Source organism: Thermobispora bispora DSM 43833 (genome assembly GCF_000092645.1).
Lineage (GTDB): Bacteria > Actinomycetota > Actinomycetes > Streptosporangiales > Streptosporangiaceae > Thermobispora > Thermobispora bispora.
Genome location: NC_014165.1, coordinates 3,671,614 through 3,694,596 on the forward strand (window position 1 = coordinate 3,671,614; position 22,983 = coordinate 3,694,596).

Annotated in this window: 20 protein-coding genes; 9 read left to right on the forward strand and 11 right to left on the reverse strand. The window is 73.3% G+C overall.

Annotated elements, in window-relative coordinates; genetic code table 11:
• Nucleotides 1–377: 377 nt before the first annotated feature.
• The 9 genes from TBIS_RS15530 to mfd all read right to left on the reverse strand — a co-directional run bounded on the left by TBIS_RS15530 (nucleotide 378) and on the right by mfd (nucleotide 11,800).
• Entirely contained in the window at nucleotides 378–1,742 is a 1,365-nt protein-coding gene (locus TBIS_RS15530) for an NAD(P)/FAD-dependent oxidoreductase (RefSeq protein WP_013133354.1), read from the reverse strand.
• 246 nt (nucleotides 1,743–1,988) lie between these two features.
• The gene (locus TBIS_RS15535) at nucleotides 1,989–2,795 is read right to left on the reverse strand and encodes a uracil-DNA glycosylase (RefSeq protein ID WP_013133355.1); all 807 of its coding nucleotides are present in this window, start codon (nucleotides 2,793–2,795) and stop codon (nucleotides 1,989–1,991) included.
• Between the two features lie 470 nt (nucleotides 2,796–3,265).
• Nucleotides 3,266–4,201 carry a Ppx/GppA phosphatase family protein gene (locus TBIS_RS15540; protein WP_013133356.1) on the reverse strand — a complete coding sequence of 312 codons (936 nt, stop codon included), beginning with the start codon at nucleotides 4,199–4,201 and terminating at the stop codon, nucleotides 3,266–3,268.
• The gene (locus tag TBIS_RS15545) at nucleotides 4,198–4,713 is read right to left on the reverse strand and encodes a DUF501 domain-containing protein (RefSeq protein WP_013133357.1); all 516 of its coding nucleotides are present in this window, start codon (nucleotides 4,711–4,713) and stop codon (nucleotides 4,198–4,200) included. Before TBIS_RS15545 ends, TBIS_RS15540 begins: the two co-directional genes overlap by 4 nt.
• A 16-nt stretch (nucleotides 4,714–4,729) precedes the next feature.
• Nucleotides 4,730–5,134 (reverse strand): septum formation initiator family protein, encoded by a 405-nt coding sequence (locus tag TBIS_RS15550; protein ID WP_013133358.1) that lies wholly within the window; start codon nucleotides 5,132–5,134, stop codon nucleotides 4,730–4,732.
• A 69-nt stretch (nucleotides 5,135–5,203) separates the two neighbouring features.
• The gene (eno, locus tag TBIS_RS15555) at nucleotides 5,204–6,484 is read right to left on the reverse strand and encodes a phosphopyruvate hydratase (protein ID WP_013133359.1); all 1,281 of its coding nucleotides are present in this window, start codon (nucleotides 6,482–6,484) and stop codon (nucleotides 5,204–5,206) included.
• Nucleotides 6,485–6,623: 139 nt separating this feature from the next.
• Nucleotides 6,624–7,619 (reverse strand): nucleoside triphosphate pyrophosphohydrolase, encoded by a 996-nt coding sequence (locus TBIS_RS15560; RefSeq protein WP_013133360.1) that lies wholly within the window; start codon nucleotides 7,617–7,619, stop codon nucleotides 6,624–6,626.
• Nucleotides 7,620–7,640: 21 nt separating this feature from the next.
• Nucleotides 7,641–8,246, reverse strand: a complete 606-nt coding sequence (locus TBIS_RS15565) for a SurA N-terminal domain-containing protein (protein ID WP_013133361.1) — start codon at nucleotides 8,244–8,246, stop codon at nucleotides 7,641–7,643.
• A gap of 59 nt (nucleotides 8,247–8,305) precedes the next feature.
• Nucleotides 8,306–11,800, reverse strand: a complete 3,495-nt coding sequence (gene mfd / locus TBIS_RS15570) for a transcription-repair coupling factor (RefSeq protein WP_013133362.1) — start codon at nucleotides 11,798–11,800, stop codon at nucleotides 8,306–8,308.
• Nucleotides 11,801–11,965: 165 nt separating this feature from the next.
• Between mfd and TBIS_RS15575 the strand changes: the two genes are divergently transcribed.
• Both TBIS_RS15575 and cysC read left to right on the forward strand, forming a co-directional pair.
• Complete coding sequence (locus TBIS_RS15575; RefSeq protein ID WP_041431696.1) at nucleotides 11,966–12,703, forward strand: methyltransferase domain-containing protein; 738 nt, start codon at nucleotides 11,966–11,968, stop codon at nucleotides 12,701–12,703.
• A gap of 306 nt (nucleotides 12,704–13,009) precedes the next feature.
• Nucleotides 13,010–14,227, forward strand: a complete 1,218-nt coding sequence (gene cysC / locus TBIS_RS15580) for an adenylyl-sulfate kinase (protein ID WP_013133364.1) — start codon at nucleotides 13,010–13,012, stop codon at nucleotides 14,225–14,227.
• 97 nt (nucleotides 14,228–14,324) lie between these two features.
• On the opposite strand, the gene TBIS_RS15585 is transcribed toward cysC, so the two are convergent.
• A complete protein-coding gene (locus tag TBIS_RS15585; RefSeq protein ID WP_013133365.1) occupies nucleotides 14,325–15,359 on the reverse strand; it encodes a glycoside hydrolase family 26 protein in 1,035 nt (344 codons plus the stop codon).
• 447 nt (nucleotides 15,360–15,806) lie between these two features.
• Between TBIS_RS15585 and TBIS_RS19350 the strand changes: the two genes are divergently transcribed.
• Genes TBIS_RS19350 through TBIS_RS15610 form a run of 3 tightly spaced genes read left to right on the forward strand, consistent with a single transcriptional unit; the run spans nucleotide 15,807 to nucleotide 17,862 of the window.
• Complete coding sequence (locus TBIS_RS19350; protein ID WP_158306192.1) at nucleotides 15,807–16,112, forward strand: hypothetical protein; 306 nt, start codon at nucleotides 15,807–15,809, stop codon at nucleotides 16,110–16,112.
• Nucleotides 16,109–17,011: a hypothetical protein gene (locus tag TBIS_RS18300; RefSeq protein ID WP_013133367.1), complete on the forward strand. Its 903-nt coding sequence runs from the start codon at nucleotides 16,109–16,111 to the stop codon at nucleotides 17,009–17,011. Before TBIS_RS19350 ends, TBIS_RS18300 begins: the two co-directional genes overlap by 4 nt.
• Complete coding sequence (locus tag TBIS_RS15610; RefSeq protein WP_013133368.1) at nucleotides 17,008–17,862, forward strand: sulfotransferase domain-containing protein; 855 nt, start codon at nucleotides 17,008–17,010, stop codon at nucleotides 17,860–17,862. The genes TBIS_RS18300 and TBIS_RS15610 overlap by 4 nt, the downstream gene beginning before the upstream one ends.
• Before the next feature lie 131 nt (nucleotides 17,863–17,993).
• Here TBIS_RS15610 and TBIS_RS15615 read toward each other — a convergent pair whose 3' ends face one another.
• Nucleotides 17,994–19,493 (reverse strand): serine/threonine-protein kinase, encoded by a 1,500-nt coding sequence (locus TBIS_RS15615; RefSeq protein WP_013133369.1) that lies wholly within the window; start codon nucleotides 19,491–19,493, stop codon nucleotides 17,994–17,996.
• A gap of 313 nt (nucleotides 19,494–19,806) precedes the next feature.
• On the opposite strand from TBIS_RS15615, the gene TBIS_RS15620 reads away from it, so the two are divergent.
• The 4 genes from TBIS_RS15620 (at nucleotide 19,807) to TBIS_RS15635 (ending at nucleotide 22,794) form a co-directional block, all read left to right on the forward strand.
• Nucleotides 19,807–20,595: a hypothetical protein gene (locus TBIS_RS15620; RefSeq protein ID WP_013133370.1), complete on the forward strand. Its 789-nt coding sequence runs from the start codon at nucleotides 19,807–19,809 to the stop codon at nucleotides 20,593–20,595.
• Nucleotides 20,596–20,696: 101 nt separating this feature from the next.
• Nucleotides 20,697–21,197 carry a hypothetical protein gene (locus tag TBIS_RS15625; RefSeq protein ID WP_013133371.1) on the forward strand — a complete coding sequence of 167 codons (501 nt, stop codon included), beginning with the start codon at nucleotides 20,697–20,699 and terminating at the stop codon, nucleotides 21,195–21,197.
• Between the two features lie 154 nt (nucleotides 21,198–21,351).
• Nucleotides 21,352–21,879 (forward strand): hypothetical protein, encoded by a 528-nt coding sequence (locus tag TBIS_RS18305; RefSeq protein WP_050760558.1) that lies wholly within the window; start codon nucleotides 21,352–21,354, stop codon nucleotides 21,877–21,879.
• 378 nt (nucleotides 21,880–22,257) lie between these two features.
• Nucleotides 22,258–22,794 carry an NUDIX hydrolase family protein gene (locus TBIS_RS15635; protein WP_041431700.1) on the forward strand — a complete coding sequence of 179 codons (537 nt, stop codon included), beginning with the start codon at nucleotides 22,258–22,260 and terminating at the stop codon, nucleotides 22,792–22,794.
• The last annotated feature ends 189 nt before the right edge of the window (nucleotides 22,795–22,983 follow it).

Here is a 22,983-nt window from a genome sequence, read left to right on the forward strand (position 1 = left end):
GCTGTGCCGCGGCGCCATGGCCGCGGCGATGCGCCGCAGCCGCCTGGCCGCCGCTGTGCACGGCAGCCGCCGGCCACGGCGGTGCGCCGCGAGCCCGGCCGGACCGGATCAGACCCTCCCCCGGCGTGCCCGATCCGGCCGCCCGCGAAGGGACGCCCCAGGTGCCGCCCGGCGGCCGCGTACGCGGCGCACGGGCATGCGTGACGGCCCTCGGCCGCGTCACCGAGCCGCGGTTGGCCCGCCGTGCCGGGTGTCCAGGGGGAACACCCGGCACGGCGGGAGCTCGTGGGTGCCGCCGCCCTCCCCGGTGCGGCCGCCGGCCGCGGCCGAGCGCGGCCGGCCCGGCCCCGGATCCCGGCCGCGGGACCGGGCGGGCGTCAGCGCTTGCGCCCGCTCAGCGCCGCGGCCCGGAACACCTCGCGCGGGTTCTCCAGCTCGCCCAGCGAGATCGTCTCCCGGCGGAAGAACAGCGCCAGCGTCCAGTCCATGACCACGCGGGCCTTCCGGTTGAACGTGGGGATCCGCAGCAGGTGGTAGGTCCGGTGCGTGAACCACGCCGGGAAGCCGCGGAGCTTGATGCCGTAGACGTTCGCGACGCCCCGGTGGAGGCCGAGGCCGGCGACCGAGCCGACGTACCGGTGCCGGTACTCCTTGAGCTCCCGGCCGCGCAGGTAGGCGACGATGTTGTCGGCGAGCACCTTGGCCTGCCGTACCGCGTGCTGGGCGTTGGGCGCGCAGTACTTGCCCGGCTGGGTGACGTCGGGCACCCCGGCGATGTCGCCGGCGGCGAACGCGCCCTCGACCCCGTCGACGGTGAGCCGGGTGGTGGTCTTGATCCGGCCGTTCTCGTCGAGCGGCAGGTCGGTCGAGTCGACCACCGGGCTCGCCTTGACCCCGGCGGTCCACACGATCGTGGCGGCCTCGAACTCGTCACCGTCCGACGTCTTCACCAGACCGCCCTCGCAGGACTCGAGGAGGGTCTTCATCTTGAGCTCGATGCCGCGCTCGCGGAGCTGCTCGGCGGTCCACTCGCCCATCTCGGGGCCGACCTCGGGGAGGATGCGGTCGCTCGCCTCGATGAGGACCCACCGCAGGTCCTTCTCCTCGATGGTCGGGTAGTACTTGATCGCGTCCGAGGTCATGTCCTGGAGCTCGGCGAGGACCTCGATGCCCGCGAACCCGCCGCCGACCACGACGAAGGTGAGCGCGCGCCGGCGCACGTCGGGGTCGTCGCTGGAGTCGGCCCGGTCGAGCAGCGCGAGGACCCGGTTGCGCAGGGCGATCGCCTCACCGATGGTCTTGAAGCCGATCGCGGCGTCGGCGAGGCCGGGGATCGGCAGCGTCCGGGAGATCGACCCGGCCGCCATGACGATGATGTCGTAGTCGAGCTCGCGCGCCTGGCCGACCGGCGGCTGGAAGACCAGGGTCCGGCGCTCGTGGTGGACCTTCGTCACCATGCCGTTGAGGATCCGGATCTTCGGGAGCACCCGGCGCAACGGCGTCACCACGTGGCGGGGCGAGATGTTGCCGGCCGCGACCTCGGGGAGGAACGGCTGGTAGGTCATGTAGGACCGCGGGTCGATCAGCGTGACCCGCACGCTGCCGTCACGCAGCTCGCGACGGAGCCTGCGCTGGAGGCGCAGTCCCGTGTAGAGGCCGACGTAGCCGCCGCCCACGATGACGATGTGCTTCGACTTGCGGTTCACCACGGTGCCCTTCGTCCCGGCTGCTTGTGAAAGCATTCACAAGCTTAGGTGCCGGTAGGGCGTCCACGCCAGGACTAAACAGGACAAATTCGATAGAAATTCTCAATCGTTCAAGATTGACGATCTTTTATCGTAAAAGATCATGAATATTTCTCGCTGGAACGGTATCTCTTGTGAAATCTTTCACAAGATCCCTGGTTGCCAAGCCGGCCCAGGCCGCGCAGGCCTGGGTCAGCCGGCGGAACGACGTGACGCCGCCGTGCCACCAGGGCGGCCGCGGAGCTACCTCCGGCTCTCGCGCGCGAGCGCGACCGCGCGGCTGAAGACCGCGTCGAGCATGTCCGCCGTGACCCGGCCGGTGAAGGTGTTCTGCTGGCTCGGGTGGTAGCACCCCAGCAGGGTCACCTTCGCCCCGCGGTACTCCAGGGCGACCTCGGCGCCGTGCCCGAACCGGGGCCGCCGCGGCGGGCGGGTGAACCCGGCGTCGGCGAGCGCGGGCCAGAGCGCGTCCCAGGCGAACCCGCCCAGCGCGACGATCACCCGCACCGACTCGGCGACCAGGGCGAGCTCCCGGGAGAGCCACGGCCGGCAGGCGTCCCGCTCCTCGCTGGTCGGCCGGTTCGCCGGCGGGGCGCACCGGACCGCGGCCAGCACCCGGGCGCCGAGCAGGCGCTGCCCGTCCGCCGCGTGGGTGCTCGTCTCCTGGGCGGCGAGGCCGGTGCGGTAGAGCGAGGCGAACAGCCAGTCGCCGCTGCGGTCACCGGTGAAGATCCGGCCGGTCCGGTTGCCGCCGTGCGCGGCGGGGGCGAGCCCCACGATGACCGTGTGCGGCCGCTCCTCCCCCCAGCCGGGCACCGGGCGGCCCCAGTACCGCTCGGTGGCGAACGCCCGCCGTTTCACGTCCGCGACGGTCTCCCGCCACTCCACCAGCCGCGGGCAGGCGCGGCACACCGACTGCCGGGCGGTCAGCTCGCCGAGCGTACGGCTCTCCGCCGCGAGCTTGGCGACCTCGGCCGCCCCGTGGGCGACGGGCGTCTCGGGAGCCGCCGGGTCGCCCGGCCATCCGGAACCGGGAGGAACGAAGCTCATACCACCGATCGTGCCAGCTCCCCGGACCCGGTGAGCCCCTTCCGGGCGGGGAGCCCGCGCCGTTCCGGTCCGGCCCGGGCCAGCCCGCCGGGCGGGTACGGCTCGCACGGGACGGGCGGCGCCGGGAGGACAGGCCGCGGGTACGGCCCGCACGCGGAGGACAGGCCACGGGTACGGCTCACACGCGACGGGGCGGCTGAGACAGGGCACGGGTACCGCTCACGCGCACGGGGCCCAAGCAACACGGGACGGCATGCCCACCCGGCTCGGGATCGCGGGCGCCCCCACCACCGGGACGCCCCTTTGCCGGTGGGAGACCCGACGTCGTCGTCACCCGCCCGGGGGCGCCGTGGGGAAGGAGCCGGCGGCCGATCCGGGCGGGTGACCTGGCGTCCGCCCTGGGCCCGGGGGAAGGGGGACCGGGCCTTCCGGCCCGGCCGCGTGGCCGCGGGCGGACGCCGCTGGGAGGCTCAGCCGAGCGACCAGGCGATCCCGTCGAGGATGTCGTGCTCGCTCACCAGGACCTCGCGGAAGCCGTACCGCTCGACGATGCGGTCGAGGATGAGCGCGCCGCCGCCGATCACGTCGACCCGCCCGGGGTGCATGACCGGGATGGCGGCCCGCTCCGCGCGGGGCATCCGCAGCAGCCGCTCGGTGACCGCGTGAACCTGCTCGGCCGGGATGCGGGAGTGGTGGATGCGCTCCGGCTCGTAGGCGGGGAGCCCCAGGGCGATGCCGGCCACGGTGGTGACCGAGCCGGCCAGCCCGACCAGGGTCCGGGCCCGCCGCACCGGCACCGCGGCCTCGACCCGGTCGAGCGCCGCGTCGATGTCGGCCACCGCGGCCCGCACCTCCGCCGGATCGGGCGGGTCGCCCGCCAGGTGCCGCTCGGTGAGCCGGACGCACCCGATGTCCACGGAGAGCGCGCCCTCGACGCGGTCCGTCCCGACCACGAACTCGGTCGAGCCGCCGCCGATGTCGGTCACCAGGTACGGCCCGCCCTCCGGCGCGACCTGCGGGCCCAGGCCGCGGGTGGCGCCGGTGAACGAGAGGTGGGCCTCCTCGGCGCCGGAGATCACCTCGGGGTCCACCCCGAAGATCTCGCGGACCCCGGTGACGAACTCGTCCCGGTTCTCCGCGTCCCGGGTCGCGGAGGTGGCGACCACCCGGACCGGGATCCGCTCCCCCGCGCGGGTGTGCTTCTGGATCAGGTTCGCGTAGCCGCGCAGCGCGGCGAACGTCCGCTCCAGGGCCTCGGGGGCGAGCCGCCCGGTCCGGTCCACGCCCTCGCCGAGGCGGACGATCTCCATGCGGCGCTCGACGTCGGCGAGCCCATCGGCGGAGAGGTCCGCGATGAGCAGCCGCACCGAGTTGGTCCCGCAGTCGATGGCCGCGACCCGCTTCATTGCAGCCTCTCCTCCGGCACGCACGGGCCCTTCGCCCACCATTCGGGAAGCTGCTCGAGCGCCTCCCGGCCGAACGGGTTCACGCCGGGGACGGCGAGCTCGTGCGCGACCAGCGCGTGGAGGCACTTGACCCGGGTGGGCATGCCCCCGGCGCTCTGCGTCCCCTCGGGCAGCGGCTCCACGCCCTCCTCATGGGCCGCCCGCTCCCGCCGGGTCAGGTAGTCCTCGTGGGCGGCCCGGTAGGCGGCGGCGAGCTCAGGGTCCTCGGCGAGCCTCGCCGTCATCCGCTTCATCAGGCCGGACGCCTCGAGCCTGCCGATCGCCGAGGCGGCCCTCGGGCAGGTCAGGTAGAACAGCGTCGGGAACGGGGTGCCGTCGGGCAGCCGGGGCGCGGTCTCCACCACGTCGGGGAGCCCGCACGGGCACCGGTGCGCCACCCGCCGCACCGCGCGCGGCTCCCGCCCGAGCTGCTCCCGGATCGCCGCCAGGTCTTTGGGATCCACGGATCTCACGCGGCCAGGACCCTCCTCATCGCTCCGCCGCCTCGACCGTCCCGCCGCCGCGGTCGGCCGCCTCGACCGACCGCCACAGCGTGATGTACCAGGCGGGCCGGCCGGACTTCTTCTCCCCCTTCTGCTCCGCCGCGTCGCCCGCGTTGCGGTTGAAGACCACGTAGCACTTCGCGCCCACCTCGCAGTAGTGGAGCCGCTCCTTGGCGAGGCGCTTGATGTACTCCGGGTCCTCGAGCATGCGGCGGCGCTCCTCCAGCTCGCGGAGGCGCTGCAGGGCCCGCGCCTGCTGCTCCTCGAGCTGGGCGATCTGCCGCCGCTGGGCGACGTACTCCCGCACGGGGTAGGCGAGGGACATGGCGATCGCGCAGACGACCACCGCGAGGATCGCGGCCCGCCCGGTCAGCTGCGATCGCTTCGCCATCGCTCCTCCCTCCTGCCGTGCGAGCGGGGTCGTCCCCGCTCCGGCGCCGTTGCCGGATGCGGGGAAACGTTACCGCCGGAACCGGGGGAACGCCGAACGGCCCGCGTACCGGGCGGCGTCGCCGAGCAGCTCCTCGATCCGCAGGAGCTGGTTGTACTTGGCCACCCGCTCCGACCGGGCCGGGGCACCGGTCTTGATCTGGCCGCAGTTGGTCGCCACGGCGAGGTCGGCGATCGTGGTGTCCTCGGTCTCACCCGACCGGTGGCTCATCATGCACCGGTAGCCGTTGCGGTGGGCGAGGTCGACGGCGTCGAGGGTCTCGGTGAGCGTGCCGATCTGGTTCACCTTGACCAGCAGCGCGTTGGCCGCGCCCTCCTCGATGCCGCGCCGCAGCCGCTCCGGGTTGGTGACGAACAGGTCGTCACCGACGAGCTGGACCTTGTCCCCGAGCGCCGCGGTGATCGCCTTCCAGCCCTCCCAGTCCTCCTCGTTGAGCGGGTCCTCGATGGAGACCAGGGGGTAGGCGCCGAGGAGCTCCTCGTAGAAGGCGATCAGCTCCTCCGACGAGCGGCCCTTGCCCTCGATCGTGTAGACCCCGTCGGAGTGGAACTCGCTCGCGGCCACGTCGAGGGCGAGCGCCACGTCGTCGCCCGGCCGGAAGCCGGCCCGCTCGATCGCGCTCATGATCAGGTCGAGCGCCTCCCGGTTGGACGGCAGGTTGGGCGCGAACCCTCCCTCGTCGCCGAGGCCGGTGGCGTACCCCTTCTCCTTGAGCACGCTCTTGAGGGCGTGGTAGGTCTCGACGCCCATCCGCAGCGCCTCGGAGAAGGTCTCCGCCCCGATCGGCGCGATCATGAACTCCTGGATGTCGACGTTGGTGTCGGCGTGCGCCCCGCCGTTGAGGATGTTCATCATCGGCACGGGCAGCACGTGCGCGTTGGGGCCGCCGATGTACCGGAAGAGCGGCAGGTCGGCGCTCTCCGCCGCCGCCTTGGCCACGGCGAGCGAGACCCCGAGGATCGCGTTCGCGCCGAGCCGGCCCTTGTTCGGCGTCCCGTCGAGGTCGATCATCGTCTGGTCGACGACCCGCTGCTCCTCGGCCTCCAGCCCGATGATCTCCTCAGCGATCTCGTCGGTGACCCCGAGGACGGCCTTCTCCACCCCCTTGCCGAGGTAGCGGCGCTTGTCCCCGTCACGCAGTTCCACTGCCTCGAACTGACCGGTCGAGGCACCGCTCGGCACGGCGGCGCGTCCGGTGCTGTAGTCCTCGAGCAGGACCTCGACCTCCACGGTGGGATTGCCCCGCGAGTCGAGGATCTCGCGGGCGGTAACGGCCTCGATGGCAGCCACGAATGCTCCTAAGCACTATCGCGGGCGGGTTTGCGCATCGAGCCTATCGGTCCCCGCCCCCGCACGCGGTCGCCACGCCCGCGGACGGGCGGCCGCGGCGGGGCGACCGGCCCGCACGCTCCCCCGCACGGCCAACCGATCAGTCGTCGCGGCGCCCGTCCCCCGGCCCGGAGCGCCGCTCGTTCCGCTCCCACTCCTCGACCCGGCCGCGGTACTCCCGAGCCGCCGCCCGCAGCTCGGCCTCCGGGTCCAGCCCGTCCGCCACGGCCTGCCGTACCAGCGCGAACAGGCGGGCGCCCAGCGGGGAGGACAGGTTCTCGGCGAGCTCGGCGGGGACGCCGCCCCGGGCCGCCCGGCGCAGGAGCTGCGCGGCGAGCGAGAGCGCGGGCTGGCCCATGGGCACCCCGGCCAGCACCGAGTCCGGCTCGCCCTTCGCCGCCCGCTCGGCCGCCTTGATCGCCTCCCAGTTGTCGCTCACCTCGTCGGCGCCGGAGACCTTGACCCCGGAGAACACGTGCGGGTGGCGGCGGACGAGCTTGTCCACGATGCCGACCGCGACGTCGTCGATGTCGAACCCGTCCTCCTCGGGCGGCCGCTCCTGGGCCACCCGGGCGTGGAAGACCACCTGGAGCAGCAGGTCGCCGAGCTCCTCCCGGAGCGCGCCGCGGTCCCCCTGCTCAAGGGTCTCCAGCACCTCGTACGCCTCCTCGACGAGGTACGGCGCGAGCGACTCGTGGGTCTGCTTGCGATCCCACGGGCACTCCCGGCGGAGCCGGTCCATCACCCGGACCAGGTCGAGCATCCGCGCCCCGGGCAGGTCGTAGGAGCCGGGGACGACCTCGATGACCGGCGGCTCGGCCGAGGCGAGCGCCGCCCGGCCCACCGCGCGCATCAGGTCCTCCTCGCCGTCCTGGGCGGCGAGCCAGACGATCGTGGCGTCCCGGCACTCCGCGACGAGCGCCGCGGGGTCGGGCTCGACCACCTCGACCCGGATCCCCGCCTCCTCCAGGTAGGGCAGGTACGGGTGGCTCTCCGATCCTGTCAGGACCCGGCCGCGCTGGAGCGCCTGCCACGCCGCCGGGGTGAGCAGCCCGGGCGGGACCCGCGGCGACGTGGTGACCACGAGCAAGGGCATAGGCTCACCCTAGCCGGGCGATCAGCCCAGCGGCCCCTCGGTGGGAACCGCCCCGAACCGGTCGTCCGGGACGAACCCCCGCTCCGGATCCCACTTGCCGTACCTCGGGTTGAACCTGACCGGCACCGCCGCGTCCGCCTGCTCGACCAGCTTCCGGTACGCCTGGTTCTGGCTCTCCTCGTCCTGCCCGGCGCCGAGCCGCTGGACCAGGGTCTGCTGGATGAGCATCGCGCGGATCGCGTCGTCCCGCATGGACGGCGGGATGCCGTTGACCAGGAGGATCTTCTCCATCTCCTTGTCGCCGCCGCGGGCGATCACCGTGTCGTCGACCTGCCGCTGGGTGATCGTGACGCCGGCGCGCTTGCCGTACTCGATGAACTGCTTGGCGTTCGCCATCCGGTACAGGACCATCTGCGGCAGGGAGAGGCCGAAGCCGAGCTGACGCTCGGTCATGCCGTTCCTGGCGAGCGCCTTGTGGAACTCACGGACCTGGGCGTCCAGTTCGCTCGAGGAGATGCGGTAGTTGCCCACGTATGCCGCGGTCCCCGCCTGCTGGACACCGCAGCCGCTCAACGCCACGCCGGCCACGACCGCGGCCACGGCCATGCGCACACGGTTCGACTTCACGATGTGATTCCTCTCGACGACAGCGCACTGTCCGCCAGTCACCGGCTTCGATCCGCCGGTCACTGTACTCGTGCCGGTTCCAGGAATAGTGCCTCGACCAGGTCGGCACACCATTTCAGCAGGTCGAGGTCGCGCAGCGGCCGGCCCCCCACCGGTTTGGTCATCGGGACCGGGACCAGCAGGATCTCGGTCGCCTGCTTGTAGATCGCCTTCGGGTAGAGCCGCTGCAGCCGGACCCGCTGTGAATCTTTCAGGGTCACCGGCGAGAACCGGATCTGCCGGCCCTGCAGCGTCACGTCGGTGAGCCCGGCCTCCCGCGCCTTGATCCGGAAGCGGGCGACCTCGAGCAGGTTCTCCACCTCCTGCGGCGGCCGGCCGTACCGGTCGGTGAGCTCCTCGCGCACCGCGGCGATGTCCTCCTCCGACTCGATCGCCGCGATCCGCTTGTACGCCTCGAGCCGGAGCCGCTCCGAGGTCACGTACTCGTGCGGCACATGGGCGTTGATCGGCAGCTCGACCTTGACCTCCGGCCGCTCCTTCGGGGCCTGCCCGGAGAGCTTCGACTTCTGCTCCTCGACCGCCTCCGCCATCATCCGGACGTACAGGTCGAACCCCACCCCGGCGATGTGGCCGGACTGCTCGGTCCCCAGGATGTTGCCGGCCCCGCGGATCTCCAGGTCCTTCATGGCCACGTACATGCCGGCGCCCATCTCGGTGTGCTGGGCGATGGTGGCGAGCCGCTCGTGCGCGGTCTCGGTGAGCGGGACGTCCGGCGGGTAGAGGAAGTACGCGTAGCCGCGCTCCCGGCCCCGGCCGACCCGGCCGCGGAGCTGGTGGAGCTGGGCCAGGCCGTAGCTGTCCGCCCGGTCCACGATCAGCGTGTTCGCGTTCGGCACGTCGAGGCCGGACTCCACGATCGTGGTGCAGACGAGCACGTCGTAAGCCCGCTCCCAGAAGTCCACCATGATCTTCTCGAGCTGGGCCTCGTTCATCTGCCCGTGGGCGACCGCGATCCGCGCCTCGGGGACCAGCTCGGCGAGCCGGGCCGCGACCCGGTCGATGCTCCGCACCCGGTTGTGGACGAAGAACGTCTGCCCGTCCCGCATCAGCTCCCGCCGGATCGCGGCCGCGATCTGCTTCTCGTCGTACGGCCCGACGAACGTGAGCACCGGGTGCCGCTCCTCGGGCGGCGTGAGGATCGTGGACATCTCCCGGATGCCGGTGAGCCCCATCTCCAGGGTCCGCGGGATCGGGGTGGCCGACATCGCGAGCACGTCCACCTCGGTCCGCATCCGCTTCATCGCCTCTTTGTGCTCGACGCCGAACCGCTGCTCCTCGTCGACGATGAGCAGGCCGAGGTCCTTGAACTTCACGTCCGGAGAGAGCAGCCGGTGGGTGCCGATCACCACATCGACGGTGCCCTCCCGGAGCCCGTCGAGGGTCTCCCTGATCTCCGCGTCGGACTGGAACCGGGACAGCGGCCGCACCGTCACCGGGAACCCGGCGAACCGCTCGCCGAACGTGGACAGGTGCTGGTGCACCAGGAGGGTGGTCGGCACCAGGACCGCCACCTGCTTGCCGTCCTGCACCGCCTTGAACGCCGCCCGGACCGCGATCTCGGTCTTGCCGTACCCCACGTCGCCGCAGATCAGCCGGTCCATCGGGACCGGCCGCTCCATGTCCCGCTTGACCTCCTCGATCGCCTCGAGCTGGTCCTTGGTCTCGACGTAGGGGAAGGCGTCCTCCATCTCCCGCTGCCACGGGGTGTCCGGGGAGAACGCGAACCCGGGCGAGGCCATGCGGGCCGAGTACAGCCGGATCAGCTCGGCCGCGATCTCCCGGACCGCCTTCCGCGCCCGGCTCTTGGTCTTCTGCCAGTCCGAGCCGCCCATCCGGTTGAGCGTGGGCGTCTCCCCGCCGACGTACCGCGTGACCTCGTCGAGCTGGTCGGTGGGCACGTAGAGCCGGTCGCCCTTGGCGTACTCGATCACCAGGTACTCGCGGGTGGCGCCCTGGACCGTGCGCTGCACCATCTCCACGTACCGGCCCACGCCGTGCTGCTCGTGCACCACGTAGTCGCCCGGCTTGAGCTGGAGCGGGTCGACCATGTTCCGCCGCCGGGACGGCAGCCGCCGCATGTCCTTGGTCGACGCCTTCTGCCCGGCCACGTCCAGGTGGGTGAGCACGGCCACGTCCGGGGTGACGAAGCCGTGGGCGATCCGCCCCGTGGTCACCTGGACCACGTCGCGGACCGGCCCGTCCGCGACCTCCGGCACCAGCCGCGCGGGCACGTCCACCCCGCGCAGCAGCTCCACCAGGCGCTCGGCCGGGCCGTGGCCCTCGCTCAGCAGCACCACGGTCTTGCCCGCCTCGAGCCAGCCCTTGATGTCGGCGAGCGCCCGCTCGGTGTCCCCCCGGTACTGGTCGACGCCCTGGACGTCGAGCTCCACGCCATCCCCGAACGGCGCCACGCTCCACCACGGCCGGCCCAGCTCACGGGCGTGGGCGTGCACCTCCTCCAGGGTGCGGAACGCCACCGCGTCGAGGTCGATCGGCGCCTCGCCCCCGAGGGCCGCGGTGATCCAGGACGCCTGCTTGAACTCCTCCGCGGTCCGCACCAGCTCCTGGGCCCGGCCGCGGATCCGCTCCGGGTCGCAGACCACCACCGCCGACCGGACCGGCATGTGGTCGAGGAGCAGGTTCATCTCGCCGGCCAGCACCGGCGCGAACGTCTCCATCCCCTCCACCGGCACGCCGTCGGCGATCTGGTCGAGCACGTCCTTCAGCGCCGGGTACTCCCCCGCCAGCTCCCGGGCGCGCCGCCGTACCTCCTCGGTGAGCGGCAGCTCGCGGCAGGGCGGGGCGAACAGCCCCTCCGGGGCGACCTCGAGCGAGCGCTGGTCGGCCACCTTGAACCAGCGGATCTCCTCGACCGTGTCACCCCAGAACTCCATCCGGAGCGGGTGCTCCTCGGTGGGCGGGAACACGTCGACCAGCCCGCCGCGCACCGCGACCTCGCCCCGCCGCTCCACCATGTCCACCCGGTGGTAGCCGTTGTCCACCAGGCGGGCCACCACCTCGTCGAGGTCCGCCTCGTCGCCGGGGCGGAGCCGTACCGGCTCCAGATCGCCGAGCCCGGCCACGATCGGCTGCAGCACGGCCCGGACCGGGGCCACGACCACCCGAAGCGGACCGGCGGCGGGGTCGCCCTCGACCGGGTGGGCGAGCCGCCGCAGCACGGCGAGCCGGCGGCCGACCGTGTCGCTCCGCGGCGAGAGCCGCTCGTGCGGGAGCGTCTCCCAGGCCGGGAAGACGGCGACGCCGCTCTCGTCCATGAGGCTGTCCAGCGCGGCGGCGAGGTCCTCGGCCTCCCGCTCGGTCGCCGTCACCGCGAGCACGGGTCGGATCCGGGCGAGCGCGGCGACGACGAACGGCCGCAGCGCGGCCGGGGCGATCAGCTCGGCACCGGGGTGCGAGGACTCTTTCGCCTCCTCGAGCGTCGCGGCCAGCCTCGGTTCAGCGGAAACCAGGTCAAGAAGTCCGGAAAGAGACATCGATGCCTTCTGCAGCGCATGACGGCGGGGACCCGCGCCGGAGTAGGGGTCCGGATAACCAGGCTACGCCCCCTCGTGCCCGGCGCGGTCCGGCCTCGGCGGGGCGCCGAATGTCGCGGCGGCAAATCCCCTACCGCGCGCACCGTTGTCATTACGCTCGGTGACATGGCTTCTGAGGTTCGATCAGCGTCCGCATTCCAGGACGACGTGTTCAGCCAGCGGGTCCGGGAGCAGTGGACCGAGCAGCTCGGCCGGCGGCTCGACATCCTCATCGCCGGGTGCGGGGGCAACGGCGCCACGCTCGACGTCGACCAGTGCGACCCGCGGATCGTCGGGGTGGACGAGGACCTCCCCCCGCTCCGCGCCCGCACCGCCGCCCGCGAGGACCTGGAGTCCTGGTCGCTCGGCGACCTGCGCCTGGTGCCGATCCCGCCCCGCTCCTTCGACGTGGTCTACGTCTGCTTCCTGCTCGAGCGGGTGCGCAACGCCGAGCTGATCCTGGACCGGCTGGTCGACGCGCTGCGCCCCGGCGGGCTGCTGCTGCTCCGGATGCGGGACCGCGGATCGGCCTACGGCTTCTGCGACCGGATGACCCCGGAATGGCTGCGGCGGATGCTCTGGCGGCGGCTCTGCCCGCCCGGCTCGGTGGGGCCGCTCCCCGCGGTCTACGAGCCGGTCACCTCGCGCGCGGGCATCCAGGCGTACTGCCTCAAGCGCGGCCTCATGATCGCCGAGGACTACTCCGCGATGAGCGGGCCGGCGCGCCGCGGCCCCCACGCCGGCCTCGTCGGCTTCGTCTGCCGGGCCGTGTCCGCGCTCACCAACGGCCGGCTCAACGGGGCCGAGGACGAGATCGCCATGGTGATCCGCCGCCCGCAGAACCACTTCGCCCGCATCATCTAGGCCACGTCCGGCGGCGGGCGATCCCCGGCGGCGGATCGTGCCGGCCGGGTGATCCGGGGCGGCACGCGCACCAGGGCATCCGGGCGGCCTGCGCGGCGGCCGTCCGGGGACCGTGGTCACCCGGACCGCGCTACGGCGCTCACCCGGAGCGCGGCACGGCCTTCACCCGCACCGCGGTACGGCCGGGCGCCGAGGTGCTCCCCCGGACGGCGGTAAGGCCGGGCGCGGACGGCGGAACAGGGGCCGATCACGGTGCGCAGGGGGTAAGGTTCGTGGGATCCCCACCCGCCGAGTGGAAGCTGAACCATGACCGAGTGGACCCCCGACGTCCGTGAACTGGCCGATCTGGAGCTGCTGCTTTCCGGCGCGTTCGCGCCGCTGACGGGTTTCCTCACCTCGGCCGAGGCGCATGCGGTCGCCGAGCACGGCCGGCTGCCCGACGGCACCCCGTGGCCGGCGCCGATCCGGATCACCCTCCCCGAGGAGATCCGGCCCGGCGACCGGGTCACGCTCAAGGACCCCGAAGGGGCGCCTGTGGCCGTGATGACCGTGCAGGAACGGGACGGCCGGTACGCCGCCGGCCCGGTCGAGGCCCTCGAGCGGCCGTCCTACGGGCCGTTCGCCCGGCTGCGCCGTACCCCCGCGGAGGTGCGCAAGGAGCTGCCCGACGGGGAGGTGCTCGGCGTCACCATGCGCGGGCCGCTCGACTCCACCGCCATCGAGGACATCGCCGCGACCGCCGAGGAGCTGGACGCGGCGGTGGTGCTCCTGCCGCTCTCCTTCGGGGAGCGCGGGCCGGCCGTGGTCCGGGCCGCGCTGAAGGCGGCCGACGCCCTGCCGGGGGCGATGGTGGTGGCGGTGCCGCTCGCGCCGCGCGAGACCCCCGAGATCGACCTGGAGCTCCGCGAGCACGTGGCGCGCAACTACGGCGCGACCGAGCACTACCCCGGCCCGGAGCCGGTGGAGATCCCCGGGCCGCCGCACCGCCGGGGCCTCGTGGTGTTCTTCACCGGGCTGTCCGGGGCCGGCAAGTCCACGATCGCGCGGGGCGTGCGCGACGCCCTGCTGGAGCGGGGCGGGCGCACGGTCACCTACCTCGACGGCGACGTGGTGCGCCGGCTGCTCTCGGCCGGGCTCGGCTTCTCCCGGGAGGACCGGGAGCTCAACATCCGGCGGATCGGGTTCGTCGCCGCCGAGGTCGCCCGGCACGGCGGCCTCGCGCTCTGCGCGCCGATCGCGCCGTACGCGTCCACCCGGGCCGAGGTCAGGAAGATGGTCGAGGAGGTAGGCGGCGACTTCCTGCTCGTCCACGTGGCGACCCCGCTCGAGGAGTGCGAGCGCCGGGACCGCAAGGGGCTGTACGCCAAGGCGCGGGCCGGGCTGATCCCGTCGTTCACCGGGATCTCCGACCCCTACGAGGAGCCCGAGGACGCCGACCTGGTGATCGACACCACCCACATGACCGTGGAGGAGTCGGTGGCGATGGTGCTCGACACGCTCGTCTCCGGCGGCTGGGTCCGCTGAGCCGTGCTCCGGCCCGGCCACCGCGGTGGCCGCCCGGCCCGCCGCCCGGTCATCCGGCCGCCGCGGCGGCGTGCCGTGCCCGGCCGGCGGCGGACGCTCACCCGGCCGGGACCCGGGTGGCGGTGAACCGCGGATTCCGGGCGAGCCGGGCGAACGCCCGCCCCGCCGCGGGCGTGGTGTCGAAGCGGGTGTCGCCCCGCGCCGGTGAGTCCGCGTAGATCAAGGCCTTGAGCTGCGGATAGTGGGTGATCTGCCGGTCGGCCGACGCGAAGACGTCCCGCTTGTGGCGCGGCGCGCCGGGCCGCTCGGCCACGCCCCACTCGGCGAGCATGATCGGCTTGGCCGGGAAGCGCTCCTGGAGCCAGTGGTAGAACCCCGGCCGGCCGGGGCGCGCCGCGGCCATCAGGCCGGCGAAGTCGGTCACCCGCTCCCCGGCGTACGGGGTGAACGCCACCCAGTCGACCACGTCGTCACCCGGGTAGAGCCGCTCGAACCAGGGCTTCGCCGTCCAGCCCGGCGCGCCCGTGTAGGTCAGCACGGTCACCGCGTTGCGGACCCCGCGCTCCCGCAGGCGGTTGACCACGTGCCGGAACATGGCCGCGTAGTCGGCGGCCGACCGGCCCGGGGCCTGCCGTACCTCGCCCTCAGGCCTGGCGTCGATCGCGAGGAAGAACCGGTGCGGGAAGGTGCGGGTGATGTGCGCGGCGAGCCGGTCGATCCGGCGGTCGATCGCGCCGCCCGCCACCTCGGCCCAGGTGCGGTCGGGCGCGGGCTTCCAGCTGATCAGCAGCAGCCGGCCGCCCGCGGCCACCTGCCGTTCCTGCTTGGTCGGGAACGGCTCCGCGCCGCGGTGGGTGACGTGCACGATGTCCGCCCGGCGGCCCATCCGCCGCTCCGCGCTCTCCACCGCCCGCCGCAGCGTGGTCCCGGAGGAGGTGTCCGGGGCGATCCCCCACCACGCCCCGCAGGTGGGGATGAGCCGCTCCGTCGCCACGCAGGTGCCCGGGGTGCGCAGGTCCACCGAGGGCGCCCGCGGCTTCGCGTCCCTGTCCCCCGGCGCCCCCGAGGCGGCGGTGCACGCCGTGACGCTCGCCCCGATGATCAGTACGGCCAGGCCGACGGTTCGCCGCATGGTACCCCCCGTTCCGGCAGACCTTCGCTCTGGACGGACCCGGGCGGCGGGAACGGGCCCGCGCCCGGGTGCCATGGCCCCCTGAGAAGAAACCATCGCGCAATGCGGCCGCGCGCGCCGGGAATTTCCACGAGGCCGTGGGCCCAAAATTCCCCCTAAAGCCGTTCATTCCTCTCCTTCGGCCCGTGGGAAATCTTGAATGGCCCTTAGCGAAATCACCGGACCGGTTTATAGTTTCGAGACCCGGGCGTTCCCGGGCACCGGTCCGGCGAGCTCGGCCGCGGCCGCCCGTGCGGCCGGGCGGCCCATGCGCATGGCGGTGGACGGCGGGGAAACGGCCGATCAGCGGTGCCGCCACGCGCGGCGGTGCGGGTACGGCGGGGCCGGCGGCGCGCCGGTGGACGGACACGAGACGGAGATCGGAGACGGCACCCCGGAATGCGTGTGATGCTCGATTTCACCCCACAGTCACGACTCGCGCGATTCGTCGCTGTCATGGCTGATCGGATCGTGAAAAGCGCGGAGGGGTCACGAATTCCCGGGATGACGAATATCTCAGGGAATTTCGCGATGCCGTCGGCGATATGCGCCACCGCGGCGCCGGCGGGGCCGGGTGCCGCCGGTCTTCAGGCCGCGGTGGGTGACGCCCGGAGGCGCCCCGGCGGCGATCCGCGCCGGGCGTTTCCGGTGCCGGGCGCCGCGCGCGCCGTCCGCGGCGCGGCCCTGCCCATCCGGCCGGGGTGGATCCGGTGAGGGCGCGGGCGAGCCGCCCGTCCCGCCCGCTCCGCCGGGTGGGGCAGCGCGGCGAGCACGCGCTCGACTCCTACCTGAGCGAGGTGCTCGGCCAGCCGATCCGCACGGTGGAGCACGGTCCCCGGGCCGGCGACCGGCCGATCCGGTGGGCGTACGGCGAGGCGGACACCCAGCTCGGCCTGGTCAAGATCGGATCCTCGGCCCGGGACCGGGAGCTGGTGCGGCACGAGGCCGAGGTCCTGCGCATGCTCGCCGACCGGCCGCTGAAGGTGGTCGTCCCGCCGGTCGTGCTGCACCACGGGGAGTGGGACGGACGGGAGGTGCTGCTGCTCTCCCCACCGCCCACCGGCTCCGGCAAGGTGCCCGCCGGCCTGCTCCACGCGGCGATCGCCGAGATCGCCGGTCTCGGCCGGGCGCCCGGCGGCGGGTCGTCCTCCGGGTTGCCCCTCGCCTGCCCGGAGCCCGGCCGGGCGGACGGCCCGGCCGCCGGCGGCCCGGCGGTGCCGTACCTGGGCCTGGACGCGGAGCGCCACCCCGACGGTTTCGCCTGGCACGGCGACTTCGTCCCGGCGAACCTCGCGGCGGGCGCCGACGGCCGGCTCTTCGTCGGGAACTGGGAGCGTTTCGGCACCGGCGTGCCGTTCGGGTTCGACGCCCTGCACCACTTCTTCCACCGCGCGCTGCGGCGCATGGGGCCGGCCGAGGCGGCCCGGGCCTGCGTGGCCCAGGCGGGGATCACCCTCGAGCCGTTCGGGCTCTCCTCGCCGCAGGCGCGCCGCACGGCCGCGCACTACCTGATCACCCTCGCCGACCGGCACCACCGGGACGGCCACGAACCGCTCGGCCCGCCCTCGGCCTGGCTCACCCCGCTGATCGATCAACTGGAGGCCCTGCCGTGAAGGCGACGCTGCTGCGCTCGGTGCACGCGGTCTCCCACACCACCGTCCGGCTCACCGGCGCGGCGCGCCTGCTCCCGTCCTTCCTCATCGTGGGGGCGCAGCGGTGTGGCACGGCCTCGCTCGCCCGCGCCCTCGCGCGGCACCCGCTCATCCTGCCGCCCGCCTCCGGCCTCGGCGTCCACTACTTCGACGCGGCCTACCACCGGAGCCTGTCGTGGTACCGGGCGCACTTCCCGCTCAAGGCCACCGCCGTGGCGCTCGCCCGCCGGTACGGCCGGCGGCCGCAGGCGTTCGAGTGCTCCCCCTGCTACCTGTTCCACCCGCTCGCCCCGGCCCGGATCGCCTGGAACCTCCCCGAGGTCAAGCTGATCGTCATGGTCCGGGACCCGGTCGAGCGGGCCTACTCCGCGTACGCGCACGAGCGCGCCCTCGGCTACGAGCCCGAGCCGTCGTTCGAGCGGGCCCTGGAGCTGGAGCCCGAGCGGCTGGCGGGCGAGGCGGAGCGGCTCTGCGCCGACCCCTACTACGTGAGCCACGCCCACCGGCACCACGCCTACCTGGCGCGCGGGAGGTACGCGGAGCAGCTCTCCCGCCTGGAGATGCTCTTCGGGCGGAGGAGGATCCTCGTGCTCGACGCCGGGGACTACTTCCGGGAGCCGGAGCCGGTCTACCGGCGGGTGCTGGAGTTCCTCGGGCTGCCGGTCATGGCGGTGCCGCGGTTCGAGGTGGTGGGCGCCCGGCCGCGCCCCGCCATGCCGGAGTCCGTGCGCCACCGGCTCCGCGAGTACTTCGCCCCCTGGGACGCCATGCTCGTGCCATGGCTCGGCGCGGAGCCGTCCTGGCGGCGGTGACCGCGCCTCATGCCCGGCCACCGGCGCCCGCCGGCGCGGCCGCCCCGGGAGGCCACGGTGACGGGCGCCCGGCCGCGCGGACCGGGTGGGAGGCGCGCCGTCATCGGCCGGCCGGGCCGGCACCGGGCGGATCAGCCGGCGTGCGGGGACGCCGCCACCTCGGCATCGCCCACGCTCTGCGCCAGCTCACCGATCCGGCGGCGCAGCTCCGTCAGCAGCCGATCATCGGACGGGAGGCTCCCCGATCGCTCGTCGAGCAGCTCGCGCAGCAGGCGCAGCGCGTGGGCGTCCTCCCCCAGGTACGCGTGGCAGTCCGCCTCGCGCAGGCGGCACCGGAGCACCCGCTCGTCGCCGGGCCCGAACCGCCGGGCCAGATCGGCCGCGAGGTCGCGGAAGGCGTGCGCGGCCGCGCGGTAGTCGCCGCCGTCGAAGAGGACATTGGCCCGGTGGAGGCGCAGGTCGAGCACCTCGGGATCGTCGGCCCCGAAGGCCTGAGCCGCCTTCTCGATCGTGGTTCCGAGCAGCTCGTCGGCCTGGCCGTACCGGGACTCCCGGACGAGCGACACCGCCTCCCGGCGCACCCGGTCGAGGTCCTCCCGGCGCACCCGGTCAACGTCCTCCCCGCGCACGCGGTCGAGATCCTCCCGGCGCGGCCCGCCGGCGGCGACCGGGCTCGCGGGCCGCTCCGCCGCGGCCTCGCCCCGGGAGACCAGGATCCGGCTGACCGCGTTCGCGTACATCCGCACCGGGCTGGCCCCGGCGTGGGTCACCCCGGGGAGGTGGTCCACCTCGGTCACGTACGGCAAGAGCCGATCGTGCACCACGGCCGCGCTCTCCGGGCGGTCCTCGGGCCGCTTGGCGAGCAGCGATCGGATGAGCTCGTCGAGCTCCGGCGGCGCGTCCGGCCGGAAGGCGCGCACCGCTGGGGGCGCCGCGTGGATGTGCTGCTCCTTCACGCTGAACTCGCTCGTCCCGATGAACGGCGGCCGCCCGGCGAGCATCTCGAACAGCACGCAGCCGAGCGCGTACAGGTCGCTGCGCGGGGTCAGCGTGGCCGCGTGGATCTGCTCCGGCGGCATGTACGCCGGGGTGCCGAGGACCTGCCCGGTCTGAGTGAGCTGGGAGACGGCGGGGTCGCGCAGCAGGCCCAGGCCGAAGTCGACGACCTTGACCGTTCCATCCGAGCGGACCATGAGGTTGGACGGCTTGAGGTCCCGGTGGAGGATCGACAGCTCGTGGATGGCGCTCAGCACGGCCGCGACCTGGGCGCCGATCGCGGCCGCCCACCCGATCGGCAGGGACTCGTGCTCCGGGATGATGTCCTGCAGGCCGACGCCTTCGATGAACTCCATCACGATGAAGTGGCGGCGGCCGCTCTCGTCGTCGAACACGCCGAGGTCGTAGATGGCCGGGACCCCGGGGTGGTTCAACCGGGCCATGATCCGCGCCTCGCGCTGGAACCGGCGCTCCAGCTCGCGATCGGGGTAGTCGTCCGGGAAGCGGATCAGCTTGACGGCCACCCGGCGATCGAGAACGGTGTCCCGGCCTTCCCAGACCGTGCCCATGCCGCCGCGGCCGAGGTGGACCGGCTCCAGCTCGTACCGGCCGTGAATGACCGTGCGCTCAGGCACCACGCCTCCGAATGGGACGGAGTGATCGGCATTACGAATCTACTCCGAACGCGGGTGCCGCTCCGGGCCGGTGATCCCGCCGGGCGCTGGAGCGCGGACATCCCGCTCCCGGCGTCGCCGGGTGATCCGCACCGGCACCGGCCCGACCCGCTCCTGCTCATTCCCTGAATACGAGAGGATGAGTTGTGTACTTAGTTCACGTTATATATGCTCCTGAACACCACATTCCCCGTTGCCACTGTGCACCCGCCCGCGCATCGGGCGGTCGGCAGACCGGCTCGGCATCGAGACCGAACCCCAACCGGAGGAGGCCATGCATCAGCAGCCGGGCCCTCATGCGTCACCCGGCCCCCAGGTGTACGGCCCGGCCGTACCGCGGCGTCATCCGCCGCGCCGGCGCGGTGCCATCCGGAGCGCGGCCGCCGTCCTCCCGCTCGCCCTGCTGGTCGCCTGCGAGCCCGCCGACACCGGCGAGCGGTCCGCGGTCCGGACGGATCTGATAACCCGGGCCACCGCGACCGCGCCCGGGGGAACCGGAGGCCGCACGGCCACGGCGTCCCGCGGCTCCGCCCGCACGTACCGCGGAACAGGCAGCAAGGTCCTCGAACTGCGCAAGAGCGACCGGCGGGAGATCTGGCTGGTGACGCTCACCCACGACGGCCGCTCGAACTTCGTGGTCACGCCGCTCGCGTCCGGCGGCGGCCCTCGCGCCTCCATCGTCAACGAGATCGGCCGCTACCAGGGGACGGTGCTGCTCAACGAGCGGACCGGCGACGAGACCGCGGCGCTGCGGGTCGAGGCGGACGGCGCGTGGACGGTGACCCTCAAGCCGCTGAGCATGGCCCGCGTCTGGTCGGGCGGCCGGGTGACGGGCCGCGGTGACGACGTGCTCGCGCTGGTACCCCCGAACAAGGGCCTCACGGTCGTGGAGATGCGGCATTCCGGCCGGGCCAACTTCATCGTCCAGGCGTACCGCGCGGGCGACGTGGAGTACCTGGTCAACGAGATCGGCACCTGGCGCGGAGAGGTGCCGCTGCCCAAGGGAACGATCCTCATCACCGTCGACGCCGACGGCGACTGGACGTTCCGCAAGCTCGGCTGACAACGGGCCGACGGCCGGGTGGTGCCGGCCATCCGCGGGCGGCGGCGCGCCGTGTCAGGCAGCGCCCGGAACCCCAGGTGACCATCGACGGGAAAGGAAGCATGGCGGAACAGCGGAAGGGCGACCTGTGGTGGCCGGCCGCGCTCATCGCGGCCGTCGTGGCGGTCGGGGCACTGGTCTCGGACGGCGACGAGGGCGCGGGCGTCGAGCTGCGCCCGGACGGAGGGCCGACGCTCTACGGAGTCCAGGCCAGTGCCGCCGGAGCCACGCCCAATCCTTCCGGTGGAACGTTCCGCGACGCCTGGCATCTGTACACCACCCTCCGGGAGCGCGGCGCCGGGTGCGAGCGGCCCGAGCGGTACACCCTCGAGCGGATTCCCGCCACGATCCCCGACCGGGAGGCCGTTCGCTGCTGGACCGGCATCGGTCACGTGATCATATACGTGAGCCCGGGCCGGCATTACGACCTGCGACAGGCCTCCTGGGCACACCTGGATGGATCAGCGGTTTTCGGGGAGAACTGGGTCATCATCACCGGCGAGGATCCCCGGTTCAGCGGCGTCGTGCAGTCCCTGGTGGGCGGCCACGTCTACCTGCGGTGACGACGGCCAGAACAATGGTGCGATTTTCGTCATATTGCGCCTAACAACATTATTTCGACATTCCAGTAAATATCGCCATGGATGCCTCGCCGAAAGATGCGGGTCGATGAATTCCACCGATTCATCGGATATCGATGCGGGAAAATCATGCCTCGTGCGAATACCACCGCGGATCGCCCTCGCCGTCGCCACGCTGGCCGCGTTCCTCACCGGTTGCGGCATGGTCTTCCTCCCGGTGCCGCGGAGCGCGCCCACCACCTCCGGTGGTCCCGGGCCCGCCCCTGCCTCCGAGCCCGCCGCCACCTCAGCGCCGCCGGCCGAGGTGGACGAGGGCGCCGATGCGCGGCGCGGCACCGATCTCGCGGGCTGCGCGGACGCCCACTGCACCGTGACGGTACGGCCCGGCGACCGCCTGCCGATCGACCCCGGCTTCGGCGTGGCCGCGATCACCGTCGAGGCCCTCGGCGATGAGGAGATCCTGCTGATCTGCGAGGGCTCCATCGGCATGCTGAGCGCCCGCGGCAGGAACGTCCGCATCTCCCAGCACTGCGTGAACGGCCGATGCCGGGGCGTGGCCCGGATCACCCTCGCCGTCGGCCAGCCGGGCCGGATCAACGACATCCGCATGTGGGTGGAGGCGGTGACCCCGTCGCAGGCCGTCCTGAGCCTGAGCACGGAATGAGGCCGCACCGGAGCGATACGCCGGCACCACGCCCATCGCCCATGGCGGCCGGTATCACACCCGGGACGGCCGGCACCACGCCCATGACCGCCGGTACCGCACCCAGGACGACTGGCACCGCACCCCGGCACCACGCCCGTGACGACCGGTACCGCACCAGCACGGCCGGCACCACGCCCATGACGACCGGTACCACACCCGGCCGCGATCCGAGGGAGCCCTGCCCACGATGTCTCCTGCCTTCGGGCGCCCCCGGGCTTCGGACGGTGCGCGGCCGTCCCCGGCCGCTTCATGGAACGTCATGCCGCCGTGGCGAACCTGCCGGGACCCGGGATTCACCACCGCCGCCGGCGCCCGGTCGCACAGTACGATCGAGCAGTGACCGAAATTACGGAAACCGCACCCGGGTGGCTCAGCCCCGAGGAGCTCGAGCTGACCCGTGCCCGGATGCCGATCCTCTATGTCGATGCCGTGCCGGTACGGGTCGACAGTTCGGGGATGGTCACCCATGTCGGCCTGCTGCTGCGCATCGGAGCGGACGGGACCATCACCCGGGCGCTCGTCTCCGGCCGCGTCCTCTACCACGAGCGGGTGCGCGACGCGCTCATCCGCCACCTGGAGAAGGATCTGGGCCCGACCGCGCTGCCCAACGTGCCCGCCTCACCCCAGCCGTTCACCGTCGCGGAGTACTTCCCGACGCCGGGCATCACACCGTTCCACGATCCCCGGCAGCACGCGGTCTCCCTCGCGTACATCGTGCCGGTCGCGGGTGAGTGCCGTCCCCGGCAGGACGCGCTCGACTTCGCCTGGTTCACGCCGGAGGAGGCCGTCTCCCCGATGGTGCAGCAGGAGATGGCCGGCGGCCAGGGCATCCTGGTGAAGCAGGCTCTCGCCCATGTCGGGCGCTTGCCCTGAACGGCCTGGCGGACCGGGCGCCCGCCAGGCGCGGTCAGGGGACTCGATCACCTGAAAGCAGGCGGGATCGGCTCGGTCAGCCGTTGCAGCCGCAGCTGCACCCCTGCGCACAGGAGCACGACGAGCCGTGCCCGCACGAGCAGTCGCGCATGGTCTACCTCCCGACATGACCGGAAGTTCCAGCTCACC

Excerpts from the sequence above, each read along its gene's own strand:
- TBIS_RS15530 (WP_013133354.1), bottom strand. The coding sequence starts at position 1,742 with ATGCTTTCACAAGCAGCCGGGACGAAGGGCACCGTGGTGAACCGCAAG.
- TBIS_RS15535 (WP_013133355.1), bottom strand. The coding sequence starts at position 2,795 with ATGAGCTTCGTTCCTCCCGGTTCCGGATGGCCGGGCGACCCGGCGGCT.
- TBIS_RS15540 (WP_013133356.1), bottom strand. The coding sequence starts at position 4,201 with ATGAAGCGGGTCGCGGCCATCGACTGCGGGACCAACTCGGTGCGGCTG.
- TBIS_RS15550 (WP_013133358.1), bottom strand. The coding sequence starts at position 5,134 with ATGGCGAAGCGATCGCAGCTGACCGGGCGGGCCGCGATCCTCGCGGTG.
- TBIS_RS15560 (WP_013133360.1), bottom strand. The coding sequence starts at position 7,619 with ATGCCCTTGCTCGTGGTCACCACGTCGCCGCGGGTCCCGCCCGGGCTG.
- mfd (WP_013133362.1), bottom strand. The coding sequence starts at position 11,800 with ATGTCTCTTTCCGGACTTCTTGACCTGGTTTCCGCTGAACCGAGGCTG.
- TBIS_RS15575 (WP_041431696.1), top strand. The coding sequence starts at position 11,966 with ATGGCTTCTGAGGTTCGATCAGCGTCCGCATTCCAGGACGACGTGTTC.
- cysC (WP_013133364.1), top strand. The coding sequence starts at position 13,010 with ATGACCGAGTGGACCCCCGACGTCCGTGAACTGGCCGATCTGGAGCTG.
- TBIS_RS15585 (WP_013133365.1), bottom strand. The coding sequence starts at position 15,359 with ATGCGGCGAACCGTCGGCCTGGCCGTACTGATCATCGGGGCGAGCGTC.
- TBIS_RS19350 (WP_158306192.1), top strand. The coding sequence starts at position 15,807 with ATGCTCGATTTCACCCCACAGTCACGACTCGCGCGATTCGTCGCTGTC.
- TBIS_RS15620 (WP_013133370.1), top strand. The coding sequence starts at position 19,807 with ATGCATCAGCAGCCGGGCCCTCATGCGTCACCCGGCCCCCAGGTGTAC.
- TBIS_RS15625 (WP_013133371.1), top strand. The coding sequence starts at position 20,697 with ATGGCGGAACAGCGGAAGGGCGACCTGTGGTGGCCGGCCGCGCTCATC.